The following is a 14,632-nucleotide window of genomic DNA, read 5'->3' on the forward strand; positions in this document are numbered from 1 at the left end:
GGTTTTTGCTGCCTGAAGCAAACGCCTCGCCGGTGATTGCCGCCATAATGTCGGCCACTTCACACATGGGCGGCAGACGGTCGTTATGGATAACCTGGGTTTTGGCAAAGTCCTGCTAGTGGAAGACGATGAACGTCTGGCAGCGCTGATCGCACACTTTCTCGAACAGCACGGCTACGAAGTACGCACCGTGCTGCGCGGCGATCTGGCCGTGGCGGCCTTTCTGGAATTCAAGCCGAAAGTCGTGGTGCTCGACCTGATGTTGCCGGGGCAGAGTGGTCTGCATGTGTGCCGGGAAATTCGCAGTGTGTCGGACACGCCGATCGTGATCCTGACCGCCAAGGAAGACGATCTGGACCACATTCTCGGTCTGGAGTCCGGCGCCGATGACTACGTGATCAAACCGATCAAGCCGCCGGTGTTGCTGGCCCGGTTGCGAGCGCTGCAACGGCGACAGGTGCCGGACAGTAACGTGGTCAGTTTCATGGAGTTTGGCCAGCTGAGCGTCGACCGCAGTTGTCGTGAAGTGCGGCTGGCGGGCGAAATCATTGAAATGACCACTATGGAATTCGAGCTGCTGTGGTTGCTGGCCAGCGCGGCGGGCAAGGTGCTGTCGCGCGACGATATCCTCAATCGCATGCGCGGGATCGCCTTCGACGGGCTCAACCGCAGCGTCGACGTGTACATCAGCAAGTTGCGCAACAAGCTCAAGGACAACCCCCGCGAGCCGATGTGTATCAAGACCGTGTGGGGCAAGGGTTATCTGTTCAATCCGTTCGCGTGGGAGCTGTAGATGCTGCGGTTATTTCTCGGGTTGTTTCTGGTCATGACGATTGGTCTGGTGCTGGCGTTGCAGACGGTCGAACGCACCTTTGATGCCTTGCTCGATTATCAGATGCAGGACTACAACCGCGAGGCTGTGCGAGGGCAAGCGTGGACGTTGGCTCAGCAGTTGCGTGACCTCGACGGCCCGGCCCGGGAAAACCAGCTGGAAACGATTCGCCCGCATTATGGCTTGGGGCTGACGCTGGTCGATGCTGGTGAACTGGCCCTGAGCGATGAGGAAAAAGCCGAGCTGGCCCAAGGGCTGCTGGTGATCCGAGACAAATACACCCAGTACATTTCCGCCATCGACGATGGCCCGCAACTGCTCAGCATCCGCTTGCCGGCCGAGCCGAGCCTGATGCCGTTCTACATCGCCGGTGCCTACCTGATGATTGCCGTGCTGATCGGCTTCGTCCTGTTTTTCTGGGTGCGCCCGCACTGGCGTGACCTGGAGAAGCTGCGTCTGGCCGCCGAGCGTTTCGGCGACAACGATCTGTCGGTGCGCATCCAGTTGTCGAAACGCTCGAACATCCGCGATCTGGCCGAGCACTTCAACCTGATGGCAGCGCGCATCGAAGGGCTGATCGCCAATCAGCGCGAACTGACCAATGCCGTGTCCCACGAGCTGCGCACGCCGATTGCGCGGCTGTCGTTTGAACTCGATCAGCTCAAGCAGCAGTCGGACCCCAGCCAGAACCGCGAGCTGATTGCCGACATGTATGCCGACCTCGGCGAGCTGGAGGAAATGGTTTCGGAACTGCTGACCTATGCCAGCCTGGAGCGCGGCGCAACGGTGATCAAGCGTGAAAACATCCAGGCTGCCAATTGGCTCGACAGTGTGGTCGGCAGCGTGGCCCTGGAGGCAGAGGCGGCGGGCGTGCAGTTGTTGATTGGTGAGTGCCGGCTGGAAACGGTGCGCATCGAGCCGCGATTCATGGCGCGGGCGGTGATCAATCTGCTGCGCAATGCGATTCGTTATGCCGAGCAGCGGGTTGAAGTGACGCTGGTGCGCAGCGGTGATTATTACGAAGTGCGGGTCAATGACGACGGGCCGGGCGTGCCGGTGGACGGGCGGGAGAAGATCTTTGAGCCGTTTTCGCGACTGGATGCCAGCCGCGATCGCCGCACGGGCGGGTTTGGCTTGGGCCTGGCGTTGGTGCGCCGGGTGTCGCAGTCCCATGGCGGGCAGGTTGAAGTGGGTGATTCGCCTTGGGGTGGGGCGTCGTTCCGCATGACCTGGGCGCATCTGGATTGAGTGCGCTGGCCTGCGCCGGCCACTTCGCGAGCAAGCTCACTCCCACAGTGATTTGGGTTTGCCCTGAACCTAACGAGTCAGACCGAGGCGCTCATGCCACTGGGCAATCGATTCTTCGGGATATTCGTCAAATTGCTGGTCCTTGGGTTTCGCCTCGACTTCGACCCAGGTTGCTTTCGAACCGAGCATCAAATGCGTGTGCTCCGGCGGCACTGGCAACGGCGTGTCGATGGCCGAGGCGAACGGGTGGATCAGCTCCGGCCATTCCGGGCTGAACAGCCACAAGCCGCTGCCGCACAGTGAACAAAAATGCCGCTCGGCCGTGCTGCGATGGGCGCGCTGGTCGCCTTCGTCTTTCATCTTCGCGTGATAGATGCTGATGTGTTTGCGCCCGCGTACCTTGAGGCTGGTCGCGTCGCCGCCGAGGTTGATCGCATAACCGCCGCCGCCCTGAGTCTTGCGGCAGATCGAGCAATAGCAGCGTTGATAAGGGTAGGGGTGGGCGCTGGTGAGGCTGAACGTGACCTCGCCACAATGGCAGGAGCCTTCGAGCTGCATGGGTGCTCTCCCGTTTTGAATGTCCGGTTCAGCCTAGAACATTCTGCGCAATGCCGGCCGGTGTGATTCGACGGGCGGGCGCAGCGTCTAGCCCCAGTGTCCCCGCAATCCCATGGGGCGAGACTTCGGAACCCGGCATGCAAGCGCTGTTGAACGAGATTCTTGACGCTGTCCGCCCGCTGATTGGGCAGGGCAAGGTGGCTGACTATATTCCTGCCCTCGGCACCGTGCCGGCCAATCAGCTGGGCATCGCCGTGTACGGCAACGACGGCGAGATGTATTGCGCCGGTGACGCCGAGACGCCGTTCTCGGTGCAGAGTATTTCCAAGGTGTTCAGCCTGGTGCAGGCGATCGATCATTCCGGCGAAGCGATTTGGGAACGCCTCGGTCACGAGCCGTCCGGACAGCCGTTCAACTCGCTGGTGCAACTGGAGTTCGAGCGCGGTCGACCACGCAATCCATTCATCAATGCTGGTGCGCTGGTGATCTGCGACATCAACCAGTCGCGCTTCGCCGCACCTACTTTGTCGATGCGTGATTTCGTCCGGCGCCTGTCGGGTAATCCGCAAATCATGATCGACGGCAAAGTCGCCGACTCCGAATACCAGCACCGCGCGCGCAATGCGGCGATGGCGTATCTGATGCAGTCGTTCGGCAACTTTCACAACGACGTCGAAGCGGTGCTGCGCAGCTATTTCAGCCATTGCGCGTTGCGCATGAACTGCATCGATCTGGCGCGTGCGTTCTGCTTTCTGGCCAATGACGGTTTCTGCAAACACAGCGGCGATCAGATCCTGACGCGCCGGCAAACCCAGCAGGTCAACTCGATCATGGCCACCAGCGGGCTGTATGACGAAGCGGGCAACTTCGCCTATCGCGTTGGTTTGCCGGGCAAGAGCGGCGTCGGTGGCGGGATTGTCGCGGTGGTGCCGGGGCAGTTCACAGTGTGCGTGTGGTCGCCAGAGTTGAATGCGGCGGGGAATTCACTGGCGGGGATGGCGGCGCTGGAGATGCTTAGTGCGCGGATTGGCTGGTCAGTATTTTGATCTGAAACACAAAACCAGTGTAGGAGTGAGCCTGCTCGCGATAGCGGTGTATCAGCCAACGCAGATGTTGAATGTTATTCCGTCATCGCGAGCAGGCTCACTCCTACACTGGTTTTGTGTTGCCTGGGGAGAGGGTGTTCCTATACATTTTCCGGCCGCTCCCTGCATGGTGAATCCGCTTCATGTCTCTTGCGCTCGAACGTCTAGTCGCTGGCACGCCGATCCCTTTCGCTGGTAACCGCGTCACCGTGGTCAGCCCCGAACTGGCTGCGCGGTTTCAGCCCGGTGACCACCTGTTGGTGGAGCAGGTCAGTGGTGAGTTGCTGCTGATCCCCGTGGCGGATCAGCAAGCGGCGTCCGTGGCGATCGAACGCGCGGCAGCGGCATTCACCGCGTTGTCGGCGGTGTCCGATGAGGCGATCAGCCAGTTTTTCGACCTGTTTGCACAGCGTCTGGAGACCCCGGACTGCTGGGCGCACATCGAAACCGCCAACCGCGCCGATATCGAACGGGCCAAGGCGCGCGGCCGCTCCACCACGCGCCTGCTTGCCGATGAGCGCATGCGTGGCGACATGATCGCGGGCCTGCGCGCCTGGCGTGATGCGGCGGCTACGCGTGGCAAAGTCATCAGTAGCGTTGAGCACGACGGCTGGAAGGTCGAACAAGTGGTCTCGCCGCTGGGCATTGTCGCGTTTGTCTTTGAAGGTCGGCCCAACGTGTTCGCCGACGCGGCGGGTGTCTTGCGCACCGGCAACACCGCCGTGCTGCGCATCGGCAGCGATGCCTTGGGCACCGCGCAAGCCATTGTCACTCACGCGTTGAACCCGGCGCTGGCCGATGCCGGTCTGCCGGCCGGTGCGGTGGCGTTGGTGGAAAGTGTTAATCATGCGGCCGGTTGGGCGATGTTCGCTGACCGACGTCTGTCGCTGGCGGTGGCGCGCGGCTCGGGTCGTGCGGTCAGTCAGTTGGGCAGTATCGCCCAGCAGGCTGGCACCGCTGTCAGCCTGCACGGCACGGGAGGCGCGTGGTTGATCGCCGATCGTGCTGCCGATGCCACACGTTTCGCCGCCGTGGTGCGCAACTCGCTGGATCGCAAAGTCTGCAATACGTTGAACGTCTGCCTGATCCAGCGTGATCGCGCGGCGGAACTGGTGCCGTTGTTTCTTGATGCATTGCAACAGGCCGGCGCCGCGCGTGGCCAGGGCTGCAAACTGCACATTGTCGAAGGCTGCGAAAGTTACCTGCCGAGCGAGTGGCAGAGTGCAACGGTCGAGGTCTATCGCGCGGAGGGCTATAACACCGAAGCTCTGGCTGAACCGTTGGCAGAGTCCGGGTTGGGGCGCGAGTGGGAATGGGAAGAAACCCCGGAAGTCAGCCTGATGATTGTCGACGATCTGGATCAGGCGATTGCGCTGTTCAACCGCTACAGCCCGCAATTTACCGTGTCGTTGATCAGCGAAGATGCCGCCGAACAAGAGCGTTTTTACAACGCGGTGAATGCGCCGTTTGTGGGCAATGGCATTACCCGTTGGGTCGATGGGCAGTACGCGCTGAACAAGCCGGAACTGGGGCTTTCGAACTGGGAGAGCGGGCGTTTGTTTGCGCGCAGTGCGATTCTTTCGGGGGATGGCGTGTTCACCGTTCGTAGCCGCATGACCCAGATCGATCTCTCCGTAAAACGCTGATCCCGTGTAGGCGCTGCCGAAGGCTGCGATCTTTTGATTTTGCTTTTAAAAACAAGATCAAAAGATCGCAGCCTTCGGCAGCTCCTACAGGGATGGCTTGAATTTCAGGCGGCTGCAGTGGCGTTTGCCTGAATTGCGCAAGTAGCCGGTTGCTCGGCCAGCGGCACAAATGTGCGGCGGTCCGAGGACAGCGCATCGATCGAACCGGTCTCGATGTCATACACCCAGCCATGCAGATTCAGCAGACCTTTCTCTTGGGCCAGACGCACGCTCGGGTGGGTCTGAATGTTCGCCAGTTGCGCAATCACGTTCTCGCGCACCATCGAACTCAACTTCGCTGCGTCATTGGCATGCGGTCGTGACTCGTTAACCACTTTCGCCGACTCGGCATGCTGCAGCCAGCCGCTGACGGCGGGCAGGTGGTCCATGCATTTGCACTTCGCGATTGCGGTCATCGCGCCGCAGTCCGAATGCCCGCAGATCACAATGTCGGTCACCCCGAGCACCGCCACCGCATATTCCACCGTCGCCGAAACCCCGCCCGGATGCGGACTGTAGGACGGCACGATATTGCCGGCATTGCGGATCACGAACAGTTCACCGGGTTCTTGTTGAGTCAGCAATTCAGGCACTACACGGCTGTCGGAACAGGTGATGAACAAGGTGCCGGGCTGTTGCGTGGTCGCCAGGTGTTTGAACAGTTCGGTGCGTTGTGGAAACGCTTCGTTCTGGAATTTCAGGAAGCCATCAATCAGGTTTTTCATGGTGTTGTCCTCTTAGTTCGAGCAACCGCTGCCGAATTCGCTGTATTGAAGAATGTGTTTGCCGCCGTGGCTGTCCAGATACGTCATCTCCACCGGCACCACGCCACACACGTCAGCAACCGGGGTGATGCTCAGCACTTGGGCGATGTCCAGTTGCATGCCGTAGCGGTAGGCGACGGCCTCGTCAGCGGCAATAGCCTGGGTGCCGAAGCCGCCGAGCAGGGCCAGAATCAACAGAATTTTTTGCATGGGGCAGCCTCCAGATGTGTTGGGTGACAGGTAACCATTCGAGGTGGGTTGGCCCGCACGCGGGGTGCGGGCCGGGGCGGATCAGAACGGACGCAGGGGCAGGAACTTGCCGTCGAGGGTGACCACGGCGCGGGAGCCGCCTTCCGGGTCTTCGACTTTCTTGATGTCGAGTTTGAAGTTGATCGCGCTGATGATGCCGTCACCGAACTGCTCGTGAACCAGCGCTTTGAGGGTGGTGCCGTAGATCTGGATCATCTCGTGGAAACGGTAGATGGTCGGGTCGGTCGGCACGCCGCTGAGGCTGCCACGCAGCGGGATGATCTGCATCGCCGCGACGTCTTCAACGCTCAGTTCCAGCTTGTCGCCCACCACTTGGGCGGCATTTTCCGGCAGTGGGTGCTGGCCGAGCAGGGCGGCGGTGACGTACGCCAGGCTCAGGCCGGTGCCGTCGGCGAGATCCTGCCACGACAGATCCTTGCGTGCCTTGGCGTCGAGAACGCGGGTAGTCAGGGCCAGGCTGGTGTCGTTGTAGGCGTGGGACTGTTGCATGGTGTCACTCCTTTCAGGGGTTGGCTTGCTGTGTGGGATTGATTTTCTGCCGATTGATCCATAGCGTCCAAGACCGATATACAATCCTTCGCATAAGTCCTGCCTATAGATGGTGTTTCCCATGCTGCTGCGACATTTGCGTTATCTGCTGGCCGTTGCCGATCACGGCGGCTTCACCCGTGCCGCCGAGGCATTGCATGTTTCACAGCCGACCCTGTCGCAGCAGATTCGCCAACTGGAGGAAACCCTGGGGGTGAGCCTGTTTGATCGCACCTCGCGTACGGTCAAACCGACGGATGCCGGCGAGGCCTACATCGAGTGCGCACGGCGGGTGTTGGTGGAACTGGAGGCGGGCAAGCGCGCGCTGCATGACGTGAAGGATTTGTCTCGCGGGACGTTGCGCCTGGCGATGACGCCGACGTTCATGGCGTATCTGGTTGGGCCGTTGGTGCGCGATTTTGCCGCGCGGTATCCCGGGATTCATTTGCAGATCTTCGAGCTGTCGATGGACGACATTGAGGCGGGGCTGGCGGATGACTCGCTGGATATTGCGATTGCGTTTACGCCGGTGCGCAGTGCTGATATCGAGTGCATTCCGGCGTTTACTGAAACGTTGGGGATCATGGTCGGGCGTGAGCACCCGTTGTACGACAGCGAGTCGGTACTGACGCCGGGGGATATTGCTTTCTTGGACTTTGCCTTGTTGGCGCCGGACTTCATTACGCGGTTATCGGTGGATGAGTATTTCCGCCAGCACGGGATTACGCCGCAGGTGCGGATCGAGGTGAACTCGGTGAGTACGTTGCTGGAAGTGGTGCGGCATTCGCCGCTGGCGACGATGTTGCCGCAGGCGATTGCGAGCGAGGATCGGGCGTTGCGTCGGTTGCAGCTGAAGAGTGACGCGCCGCAGCGTGGGGCGGCGTTGTTGCGGCGGCGCAATAATTATCATAGTGCGGCGGCGGTGGCGTTTGTGGAATTGGTGTTGGACATGGGAAGCCCCTCACCCTAACCCTCTCCCAGAGGGAGAGGGGACTGACCGAGGTGTTTGTGCGATTTACGCCGACCTGAGAAGTCTGAGCCGGACTCGGGTTCTGAAAGCACCATGAATCGGCTCCCTCTCCCTCGGGAGAGGGCTGGGGTGAGGGGCTACAATTCCAGCACGCCAAATCAATGCAAGCGAACAAAAAAAGGCCTGCTTCCTTTAAGGAAGCAGGCCTTTCAACCATTTGATGACTAACTCAGCAGAACCGATCAATCACCCGAACTTCATTGTGGTTCTGCATCGAACCCCACGCCTGTTTCAGCGTTTGCAGAACATTACCGATGAAGTCCTTGTCGGCCGCGGCTTTCTTGCCAACGTAACCGTGACCGCGACGGTACATCTTCAGGCGGGCCAGCAGGTTCTGATGGTTGCGGTCGAACTCTTCTTCGCCAGCATGGGGCGCCAGGCAGTCGATATGCACCTGTCCCGACTTGCTGATCCACAGAATATGGCTGTCGTGGCTGTCTTTTTGCGCAGCGAACATACGAGCCAGTTCTTCGATAGTTGGTTGATTGTTCAGATTCATGATTTTGCCCCTTGACCAGTCTGGTGATCTTTAAAAGTTGATTCGCTAATACAGGTAGCCCATCGGTTAGTTGATCCCTGGCACCGAAACCAGGACGTCAGCGCTCGCCCGTGTGCAGTACGGGGTCGTGCATCTGTTGCATGTAGTCGTGTTGAATAACTGCTACGCAATAGCGTCACAACGAGGAGAAGCAGCGAAAACCGGGAGGCTCCTTGACGACATTTACCGTGTCGACCACAAGCGTCTTGAGAATTTTCGCCAGCGCTTCTCGTCCTTGTACTGGACGTTCAGGCCAGGTCAGCTTCTTCAATCTGCCTTGTGGGCAGCGTGTATCCGGAAAAAACAACTCGGCGGTCAGACGAGTTTGCTCAAGCGTGTTACCGATGTTCCCGATCGGGGAACGTCTTCATCATGCAAAAGCAAAACGACGCCGTCAACGGTTTTGTAGTGATTATTTTTGTTCACTACATATTGTCGGACAAAGCTGTTTTGGAATGAGAAAGAATCCGTTCAGGCAACGGAAAAAGGCGTGTGCAGGCGGTAGAACGTGCACGGATAGCCGTCCACTTCACGCTGCTGGCGGGTGAAATCGCCGCCGCTCAATTCAGGGATGAGGCCGGCCCAGAAGCGCTGCGCCGGCAGGTTGGCGTCGATGTGGAAAATCTGCCATTGACCGGGGATCTGGCTCAAGAGGGCAGAGACGACAAACTGCGCGACGCCTTGGCCACGAAGGCGCCGGGCGATGAAGAAGTAACCGATGTTGTATTCGGCTCCGGCGATGTAGATTTCGTTATCGACGGTCACGAAACCGGCGAGTTCGCCGTCGACGCGAATCAGGAAGGGTTGGGTGGCGGGGTGACGCCAGTAGTCGGTTTTCGGCTGGATGGAAAAGAAGCCATGTTCGCCGAACTTCAGCGGCAGCCATTCGCTGAAGTCATACATGTAGAACTGCATGAGGTTTTCGATGACTTCCAGCTCATCGCGCTGGGCGAGGTGCAGTTCGATATTGGCCATATGCCGGGTTCCTGAAAGTGATGAGCCTTGCAGAAACAGTAGCGCGTTTTATTTGCCCGCCGGTTTCGCCGTGCGTTTGGTGGTGCCTGCGGTTTTGCTGCGCGTCGATTTACGTTTTTTCTTCCACGGTGCTGCGGCTTTGCCGGCGGGTGGCGGGCCGCTAATGGTCAGGCTGAGGCTGGAGCAGCGCGTCACCTGCTTGCTCATCCACGCCGCTTGTTTGGTGACGAACTCTTCAAGACTCATTTCGCCGCTTTGCACCATGTCCAGCGCCTGCTCCCAGATGGCCGTGGTGCCGGGGTCGGCAATTGCGCGGGGCACCGCGTCGATCAGGCTGAACGCCGCCGGGGTGGCGGCGAGGGCCTTGCCGTTTTTCACCAGATAACCACGGTCCAGCAAACCCTGGATGATCGAGGCGCGGGTGGCTTCCGTGCCGATGCCGGTGGTGTCCTTGAGTTTCTGTTTCAGCAGCGGATCTTCCACCAGTCTGGCGACGTTTTTCATCGCCTTGATCAGATCGCCCTCGGTGTAGGGTTTGGGCGGTTGCGTCCACAGATCCTTGAGCTTCACAGCGGCGATGGCGCATTCAACGCCTTGGCTCAGGGCCGGCAAGGTTTGCGGCGCGGGAGCTTCACTGCCCTTGGCCGGCGCCAGAGCCTCGGGCAATGCGCGTTTCCAGCCCGGCTCAATGATCTGCTTGCCGACCGCGCGCAGGGCTTCACCGGCGCAATCGAAATCGGCCTGGGTGCGATCGTATTCGTGATTGGGCAGGAACTGCGCCAGATAGCGTGCGCGAATCAGGGTGTAGACCGCGCGGTGTTTGCCGGTCAGGCGCTCTAGATTCTTCGCTGCAGCGGTGGGAATGATGCCGTGGTGCGCGCTGACCTTGGCGTCGTTCCACGCCCGGGATTTGCGTTGCGGCTCCAGAAACCCGCTGAGCGCTTCAAGGCCCGGATCGGCCTGACGCAATGCCGCAAGAATCCCCGGCGCCTCGCTGTGCTGGCTCAGCGGCAAGAAGCCGCAATCACTGCGCGGGTAGGTGATGACTTTGTAGGTTTCGTAGAGTGCCTGGGCGATGTCGAGGGTTTCCTGCGCGCCAAGACCGAGTTTCTTCGAACAGACTTCCTGCAAGGTGCCGAGATCGAAGGGCAGGGGCGCCACTTCGCGCATGCGCTCGGTTTTCAGCTTGACCACCCGGGCACTGGCAGCGCCGTTGATGGCGGCGGCCGCTTGCTGGGCCAGCGCCTGATTCAGGCAGCGCTCCTGATCATCGCAGGCATCCGTTGGTGCACGCCATTGCGCGGTAAACGGCGTGCCGTTGTGCAGCAGATCGACATCGATCGCCCAGAACGGCACCGGCACGAAATCGGTGATGCTGCGGTCGCGATCCACCACCAGCCGCAAGGTTGGCGTCTGTACGCGACCTACCGGCAACACGCCTTGATAACCCGATTGCCGACCGAGCAGCGTGAACAGCCGGCTCATGTTCATGCCGATCAGCCAGTCCGCCCGCGAGCGGCCCAGCGCCGAGTGATACAGGCTGAAGGTTTCGGCCCCCGGTTTCAACGCGGCCAGGGCCTTGCGGATCGACGCCTCATCCAGCGCCGACAGCCACAACCGGCGGATCGGCCCGCGATAACGACAATGCTCGACCAGTTCCCGGGCGATCATCTCGCCCTCACGGTCGGCGTCGGTGGCGATGATCAGCTCGGAGGCCTCACCCAGCAGACGTTTGACCGCTTTGTATTGGCTGGCCGTGCGCGGCTTGACGGTCATTTTCCACTTGTCCGGAATGATCGGCAGATCGGCCAGCACCCAGCGCTTGTAGCGCGCGTCATAGGCATCCGGCGGGGCGGTTTCGAGCAAATGGCCAATGCACCAGGTCACCGTGACATCCGTTCCCAGCCAGCAGCCGTCGCCCCGACGTCTGGCGCCGAGCACGGCCGCAATGTCTTTGGCCTGGGAGGGTTTTTCACAGAGGTACAGCCGCATAACCACCATCGTCGATCAAGGTCGGAACAAGTGCACAGAATGGCCGGACTTGGCCTCAGGGGCAACTTTTATCTGTATGGATATACAGATAAAAAGCATTGCAGCGCATGACGGGCAATACAGGGACGCCGGCCCGGCTATCGAGAAATTGATTAGCGCCCGGTTTGCACCTGTGTCAGGTTTTTCGCCGATGCAAACACGCGAGTGACAGGACGATCTCGCCAGAAGATCGCCGTGGTCTGTCGACACTGACTACTCAGAAACAAGGAAGTCCACCATGGCTCAAGCCAAATCGAAAACCAGCAGCGCCTTCGACGAAATCGATACCTTCAGCCACCTGTATGACCGTGGCGTCGGGCTGGTCAACGGCAAACCCTCATTCACCGCAGACCAGGCCGCGGATGAAATCCTGCGCAAAGGCCTGTCGTGGGGCGACAAGAACGCTGACGGCAAGATCGACCTCAGTTACACCTTCCTGACCGAGAAACCGGCGAACTACAACGTCAAACTGGGCAACTTCAGCGAGTTCAGCGCCCAGCAAAAGGCGCAAGCCGTGCTGGCCATGCAGTCCTGGGCTGACGTCGCCAACGTCACCTTCACTGAAGGCAAGGGCGGCGATGGCCACATGACGTTCGGTAATTACGACGTCAGCACCGGCGGCGCAGCGTTCGCTTATCTGCCGAGCGGCGGCAGCTATGACGGCCAGTCGTGGTATCTGATCAACGATCAATATCAGGTCAACAAAACCCCTGACACCAACAACTACGGGCGCCAGACCCTGACCCACGAAATCGGCCATACCCTCGGCCTGTCGCACCCGGGCGCATACAACGCCGGTAACGGCAACCCGACCTACAACGACGCCAAATACGCCGAAGACACCCGTGGCTACAGCCTGATGAGCTACTGGAGCGAAGCCAACACCGATCAGAACTTCAGCAAGGACGGCAGCGGCGCGTACGCTTCGGCGCCATTGCTGGATGACATCGTCGCGGTGCAAAAACTGTATGGCGCCAACTACGCGACCCGCGCCGATGACACCACGTACGGTTTCAACTCCAGCGCCGAGCGCGACTTTTACAGCGCCACCTCGGCGTCCTCCAAAGTCGTTTTCTCGGTGTGGGATGGCGGCGGTAATGACACCCTGGATTTCTCCGGCTTCAGCCAGAACCAGAAGATCAACCTCAATGAAGGTTCGTTCTCCGATGTCGGCGGCCTCGTCGGTAACGTATCCATCGCTCACGGCGTGACCGTAGAAAATGCCATCGGCGGTTCAGGCAATGATCTGCTGATCGGCAATGCGGCCGCCAACGACCTGTTCGGTGGTGCCGGTAACGACATCATTTACGGGGGTGGCGGTGGCGATACGTTGTGGGGCGGTGCAGGCGCAGACACCTTCGTGTTCGGTGCTGCCAGCGATTCGACCATGACCGCGCCGGACTGGATCATGGATTTCACCAGCGGCCTGGACAAGATCGACCTGTCGGGTATCGGCGGTTTCGCCACGGGTGCGGCGTCGCTGAACTTCGTCAACGGCTTCACCGGGCATGCGGGCGACGCGATCCTGACCTACTTCGCGCAGACCAATCAGACCAGTTTGATGGTTGACCTGACAGGGCAGGGTTCGGTGGACTTTGCTGTGGGTGTGGTGGGGCAGGCGGTGGCGACTGATATCGTTGCGTGATGCCTGAAGAGCGGCCCTCACCCTAACCCTCTCCCAGTGGGAGAGGGGACCGATTGGGGGATTTTGGCGAAATTCACCGACTTGAACGATTGGCTTTGAATCCATAATCGAAACCGCACGTTCAGGTCGATGTAGAACTAAAGACACCTAGGTAGGCTCCCTCTCCCTCTGGGAGAGGGCTGGGGTGAGGGGCTTTTGAAGTTGATGGGCCGTTCGGCTGTAAACCCACCCCAACCAGAGCCGATGGGCTATACCTGAACCGGTCTCTTCGCCGTATTCAGGAGAACCCCCATGAAAACCTCCGGCCCCAGTCCAGTCATCGCCCTCGAACAACTTGCCGGCTGTCTGCTGGTGAAATTCCACGGCATCCAGGTTGCCGCCTCTTCCCACGTCATGATTCTCAACGAAGCCAACTACCCGCCGGTCTATTACATCCCCCGCGAAGACATCGACGAAAAGTACTTCGCCCGCACCGACCACACCAGTTACTGCCCTTACAAGGGCGATGCCAATTACTTCAGCCTGCAAGTACCGGGGCATGAGGGCGCGAATGCGGTGTGGACTTACGAGAATCCGAAAGTGTCAGTGGCGCCGATCCGTGATTACGTGGCGTTTTATCCGGATCAGGTGAAGTTTGAAGTGATCAAGGCGGAGTGATTAGTACAGGCCCTCCGTGGAGGGCCGCCCATCCAGTTCAAACCGTCATCAGCAACAGAGCGACCATCGGATAGTAGCGATTGTCGTGGCTACGGGTTTTTTGGGCCTGGGACGGTGTCACCCAGGCCAAGGCCTGAAAGTCCAACTTGAGCAACTCTTGCTGAAAGGCTCTGATCTGTTCGTCACTGGCCTCTGCACCTACCGAATATGGCGCGACGAACACCGCGCCCAAACGTGGGTCATGGCAGTCGACTCGTTTTGCGTCTGTCGTAGCTTGATCACGTCTGGCAGCGATATGGTTTTTGGCTTTTTCTTCTCCGTTGATATCTACGTAAGCCACTTTTGCCTCTATGCAAAACCCGACCTGCTCATTGGCAATGTACAAATCATTGCGACCGATCGAGGCTGTCTGCTCACTTGCCTCTGTCGCGATTTTGCTGATCTGGTATTCCTCGATGGCCGTCCAGTCGGCTTTCCAGGCAGCGCCAGCGAGAATGCTGACGTTCGCCTGTTCGTTGTACCAGTAAGGCAGATCATCGCCGTCCCACACATCAATGTATCTTTGGGTGCAGGCTATCCAGCTTTTCAGAACCGGTTCGAGCGGCTGCAGGGTCGGACAGGTAATGCATACATATTGATCGTTCATCGAGAGGATGATCCTTGTCATTTGACGACGTTAATAGACTTGAAGGCTTGCTGCCTCAAATGGGTGGCCACTGATACGCCATTACTTCGGTAGAGGCAAATTTCAGGCAGCAAAAAGCCGCTTCAGGACCTACCTGAAGC

15 protein-coding genes are annotated in these 14,632 nt (G+C 59.5%); 7 read left to right on the forward strand and 8 right to left on the reverse strand.

Features of this window, described 5'->3' with window-relative positions; all coding sequences use genetic code 11:
- Positions 1 to 85 precede the first annotated feature (85 nt).
- Together U6037_RS11065 and U6037_RS11070 are read left to right on the forward strand one after the other, a co-directional pair.
- Positions 86 to 793: a response regulator gene (locus U6037_RS11065; protein ID WP_322846763.1), complete on the forward strand. Its 708-nt coding sequence runs from the start codon at positions 86 to 88 to the stop codon at positions 791 to 793.
- A complete protein-coding gene (locus U6037_RS11070; RefSeq protein ID WP_322846764.1) occupies positions 794 to 2,080 on the forward strand; it encodes an ATP-binding protein in 1,287 nt (428 codons plus the stop codon).
- A 69-nt stretch (positions 2,081 to 2,149) separates the two neighbouring features.
- Here U6037_RS11070 and U6037_RS11075 read toward each other — a convergent pair whose 3' ends face one another.
- Positions 2,150 to 2,638: a GFA family protein gene (locus tag U6037_RS11075; protein ID WP_322846765.1), complete on the reverse strand. Its 489-nt coding sequence runs from the start codon at positions 2,636 to 2,638 to the stop codon at positions 2,150 to 2,152.
- 137 nt (positions 2,639 to 2,775) lie between these two features.
- On the opposite strand from U6037_RS11075, the gene glsB reads away from it, so the two are divergent.
- Positions 2,776 to 3,684, forward strand: coding sequence for a glutaminase B (glsB, locus tag U6037_RS11080; RefSeq protein ID WP_322846766.1), 909 nt, complete (start codon positions 2,776 to 2,778; stop codon positions 3,682 to 3,684).
- 182 nt (positions 3,685 to 3,866) lie between these two features.
- Entirely contained in the window at positions 3,867 to 5,369 is a 1,503-nt protein-coding gene (locus U6037_RS11085; protein WP_322846767.1) for an aldehyde dehydrogenase family protein, read from the forward strand.
- Between the two features lie 104 nt (positions 5,370 to 5,473).
- Here the strand turns inward: U6037_RS11085 and U6037_RS11090 are convergent, their stop codons facing one another.
- The 3 genes from U6037_RS11090 to cynS form a co-directional block, all read right to left on the reverse strand.
- Positions 5,474 to 6,133, reverse strand: coding sequence for a carbonic anhydrase (locus U6037_RS11090; RefSeq protein WP_322846768.1), 660 nt, complete (start codon positions 6,131 to 6,133; stop codon positions 5,474 to 5,476).
- A gap of 12 nt (positions 6,134 to 6,145) precedes the next feature.
- Positions 6,146 to 6,382, reverse strand: coding sequence for a DUF2790 domain-containing protein (locus tag U6037_RS11095; protein ID WP_322846769.1), 237 nt, complete (start codon positions 6,380 to 6,382; stop codon positions 6,146 to 6,148).
- An 81-nt stretch (positions 6,383 to 6,463) separates the two neighbouring features.
- Positions 6,464 to 6,931, reverse strand: a complete 468-nt coding sequence (gene cynS, locus U6037_RS11100) for a cyanase (RefSeq protein WP_129392419.1) — start codon at positions 6,929 to 6,931, stop codon at positions 6,464 to 6,466.
- Positions 6,932 to 7,052: 121 nt separating this feature from the next.
- Between cynS and cynR the strand changes: the two genes are divergently transcribed.
- The gene (gene cynR / locus U6037_RS11105) at positions 7,053 to 7,940 is read left to right on the forward strand and encodes a transcriptional regulator CynR (RefSeq protein WP_322846770.1); all 888 of its coding nucleotides are present in this window, start codon (positions 7,053 to 7,055) and stop codon (positions 7,938 to 7,940) included.
- Positions 7,941 to 8,169: 229 nt separating this feature from the next.
- Here cynR and U6037_RS11110 read toward each other — a convergent pair whose 3' ends face one another.
- The 3 genes from U6037_RS11110 to U6037_RS11120 all read right to left on the reverse strand — a co-directional run bounded on the left by U6037_RS11110 (position 8,170) and on the right by U6037_RS11120 (position 11,505).
- Complete coding sequence (locus tag U6037_RS11110) at positions 8,170 to 8,499, reverse strand: hypothetical protein (RefSeq protein WP_322846771.1); 330 nt, start codon at positions 8,497 to 8,499, stop codon at positions 8,170 to 8,172.
- 510 nt (positions 8,500 to 9,009) lie between these two features.
- Positions 9,010 to 9,513 (reverse strand): GNAT family N-acetyltransferase, encoded by a 504-nt coding sequence (locus U6037_RS11115; RefSeq protein ID WP_322846772.1) that lies wholly within the window; start codon positions 9,511 to 9,513, stop codon positions 9,010 to 9,012.
- Between the two features lie 48 nt (positions 9,514 to 9,561).
- The gene (locus tag U6037_RS11120) at positions 9,562 to 11,505 is read right to left on the reverse strand and encodes a DNA topoisomerase III (protein ID WP_322846773.1); all 1,944 of its coding nucleotides are present in this window, start codon (positions 11,503 to 11,505) and stop codon (positions 9,562 to 9,564) included.
- Positions 11,506 to 11,782: 277 nt separating this feature from the next.
- Here U6037_RS11120 and U6037_RS11125 point away from each other — a divergent pair, with 277 nt between their 5' ends.
- Positions 11,783 to 13,189: a serralysin family metalloprotease gene (locus tag U6037_RS11125; RefSeq protein ID WP_322846774.1), complete on the forward strand. Its 1,407-nt coding sequence runs from the start codon at positions 11,783 to 11,785 to the stop codon at positions 13,187 to 13,189.
- Between the two features lie 291 nt (positions 13,190 to 13,480).
- Complete coding sequence (locus U6037_RS11130; RefSeq protein ID WP_322846775.1) at positions 13,481 to 13,846, forward strand: DUF427 domain-containing protein; 366 nt, start codon at positions 13,481 to 13,483, stop codon at positions 13,844 to 13,846.
- A gap of 37 nt (positions 13,847 to 13,883) precedes the next feature.
- On the opposite strand, the gene U6037_RS11135 is transcribed toward U6037_RS11130, so the two are convergent.
- Entirely contained in the window at positions 13,884 to 14,492 is a 609-nt protein-coding gene (locus tag U6037_RS11135; protein WP_322846776.1) for a hypothetical protein, read from the reverse strand.
- Positions 14,493 to 14,632: the final 140 nt, after the last annotated feature.

It is taken from the genome of Pseudomonas sp. B33.4, assembly GCF_034555375.1.
In the GTDB taxonomy this organism is placed as follows: domain Bacteria; phylum Pseudomonadota; class Gammaproteobacteria; order Pseudomonadales; family Pseudomonadaceae; genus Aquipseudomonas.

Excerpts from the sequence above, each read along its gene's own strand:
- U6037_RS11065 (WP_322846763.1), top strand. The coding sequence starts at position 86 with ATGGATAACCTGGGTTTTGGCAAAGTCCTGCTAGTGGAAGACGATGAA.
- U6037_RS11070 (WP_322846764.1), top strand. The coding sequence starts at position 794 with ATGCTGCGGTTATTTCTCGGGTTGTTTCTGGTCATGACGATTGGTCTG.
- U6037_RS11075 (WP_322846765.1), bottom strand. The coding sequence starts at position 2,638 with ATGCAGCTCGAAGGCTCCTGCCATTGTGGCGAGGTCACGTTCAGCCTC.
- glsB (WP_322846766.1), top strand. The coding sequence starts at position 2,776 with ATGCAAGCGCTGTTGAACGAGATTCTTGACGCTGTCCGCCCGCTGATT.
- U6037_RS11085 (WP_322846767.1), top strand. The coding sequence starts at position 3,867 with ATGTCTCTTGCGCTCGAACGTCTAGTCGCTGGCACGCCGATCCCTTTC.
- U6037_RS11090 (WP_322846768.1), bottom strand. The coding sequence starts at position 6,133 with ATGAAAAACCTGATTGATGGCTTCCTGAAATTCCAGAACGAAGCGTTT.
- U6037_RS11095 (WP_322846769.1), bottom strand. The coding sequence starts at position 6,382 with ATGCAAAAAATTCTGTTGATTCTGGCCCTGCTCGGCGGCTTCGGCACC.
- cynS (WP_129392419.1), bottom strand. The coding sequence starts at position 6,931 with ATGCAACAGTCCCACGCCTACAACGACACCAGCCTGGCCCTGACTACC.
- cynR (WP_322846770.1), top strand. The coding sequence starts at position 7,053 with ATGCTGCTGCGACATTTGCGTTATCTGCTGGCCGTTGCCGATCACGGC.
- U6037_RS11110 (WP_322846771.1), bottom strand. The coding sequence starts at position 8,499 with ATGAATCTGAACAATCAACCAACTATCGAAGAACTGGCTCGTATGTTC.
- U6037_RS11115 (WP_322846772.1), bottom strand. The coding sequence starts at position 9,513 with ATGGCCAATATCGAACTGCACCTCGCCCAGCGCGATGAGCTGGAAGTC.
- U6037_RS11120 (WP_322846773.1), bottom strand. The coding sequence starts at position 11,505 with ATGCGGCTGTACCTCTGTGAAAAACCCTCCCAGGCCAAAGACATTGCG.
- U6037_RS11125 (WP_322846774.1), top strand. The coding sequence starts at position 11,783 with ATGGCTCAAGCCAAATCGAAAACCAGCAGCGCCTTCGACGAAATCGAT.
- U6037_RS11130 (WP_322846775.1), top strand. The coding sequence starts at position 13,481 with ATGAAAACCTCCGGCCCCAGTCCAGTCATCGCCCTCGAACAACTTGCC.
- U6037_RS11135 (WP_322846776.1), bottom strand. The coding sequence starts at position 14,492 with ATGAACGATCAATATGTATGCATTACCTGTCCGACCCTGCAGCCGCTC.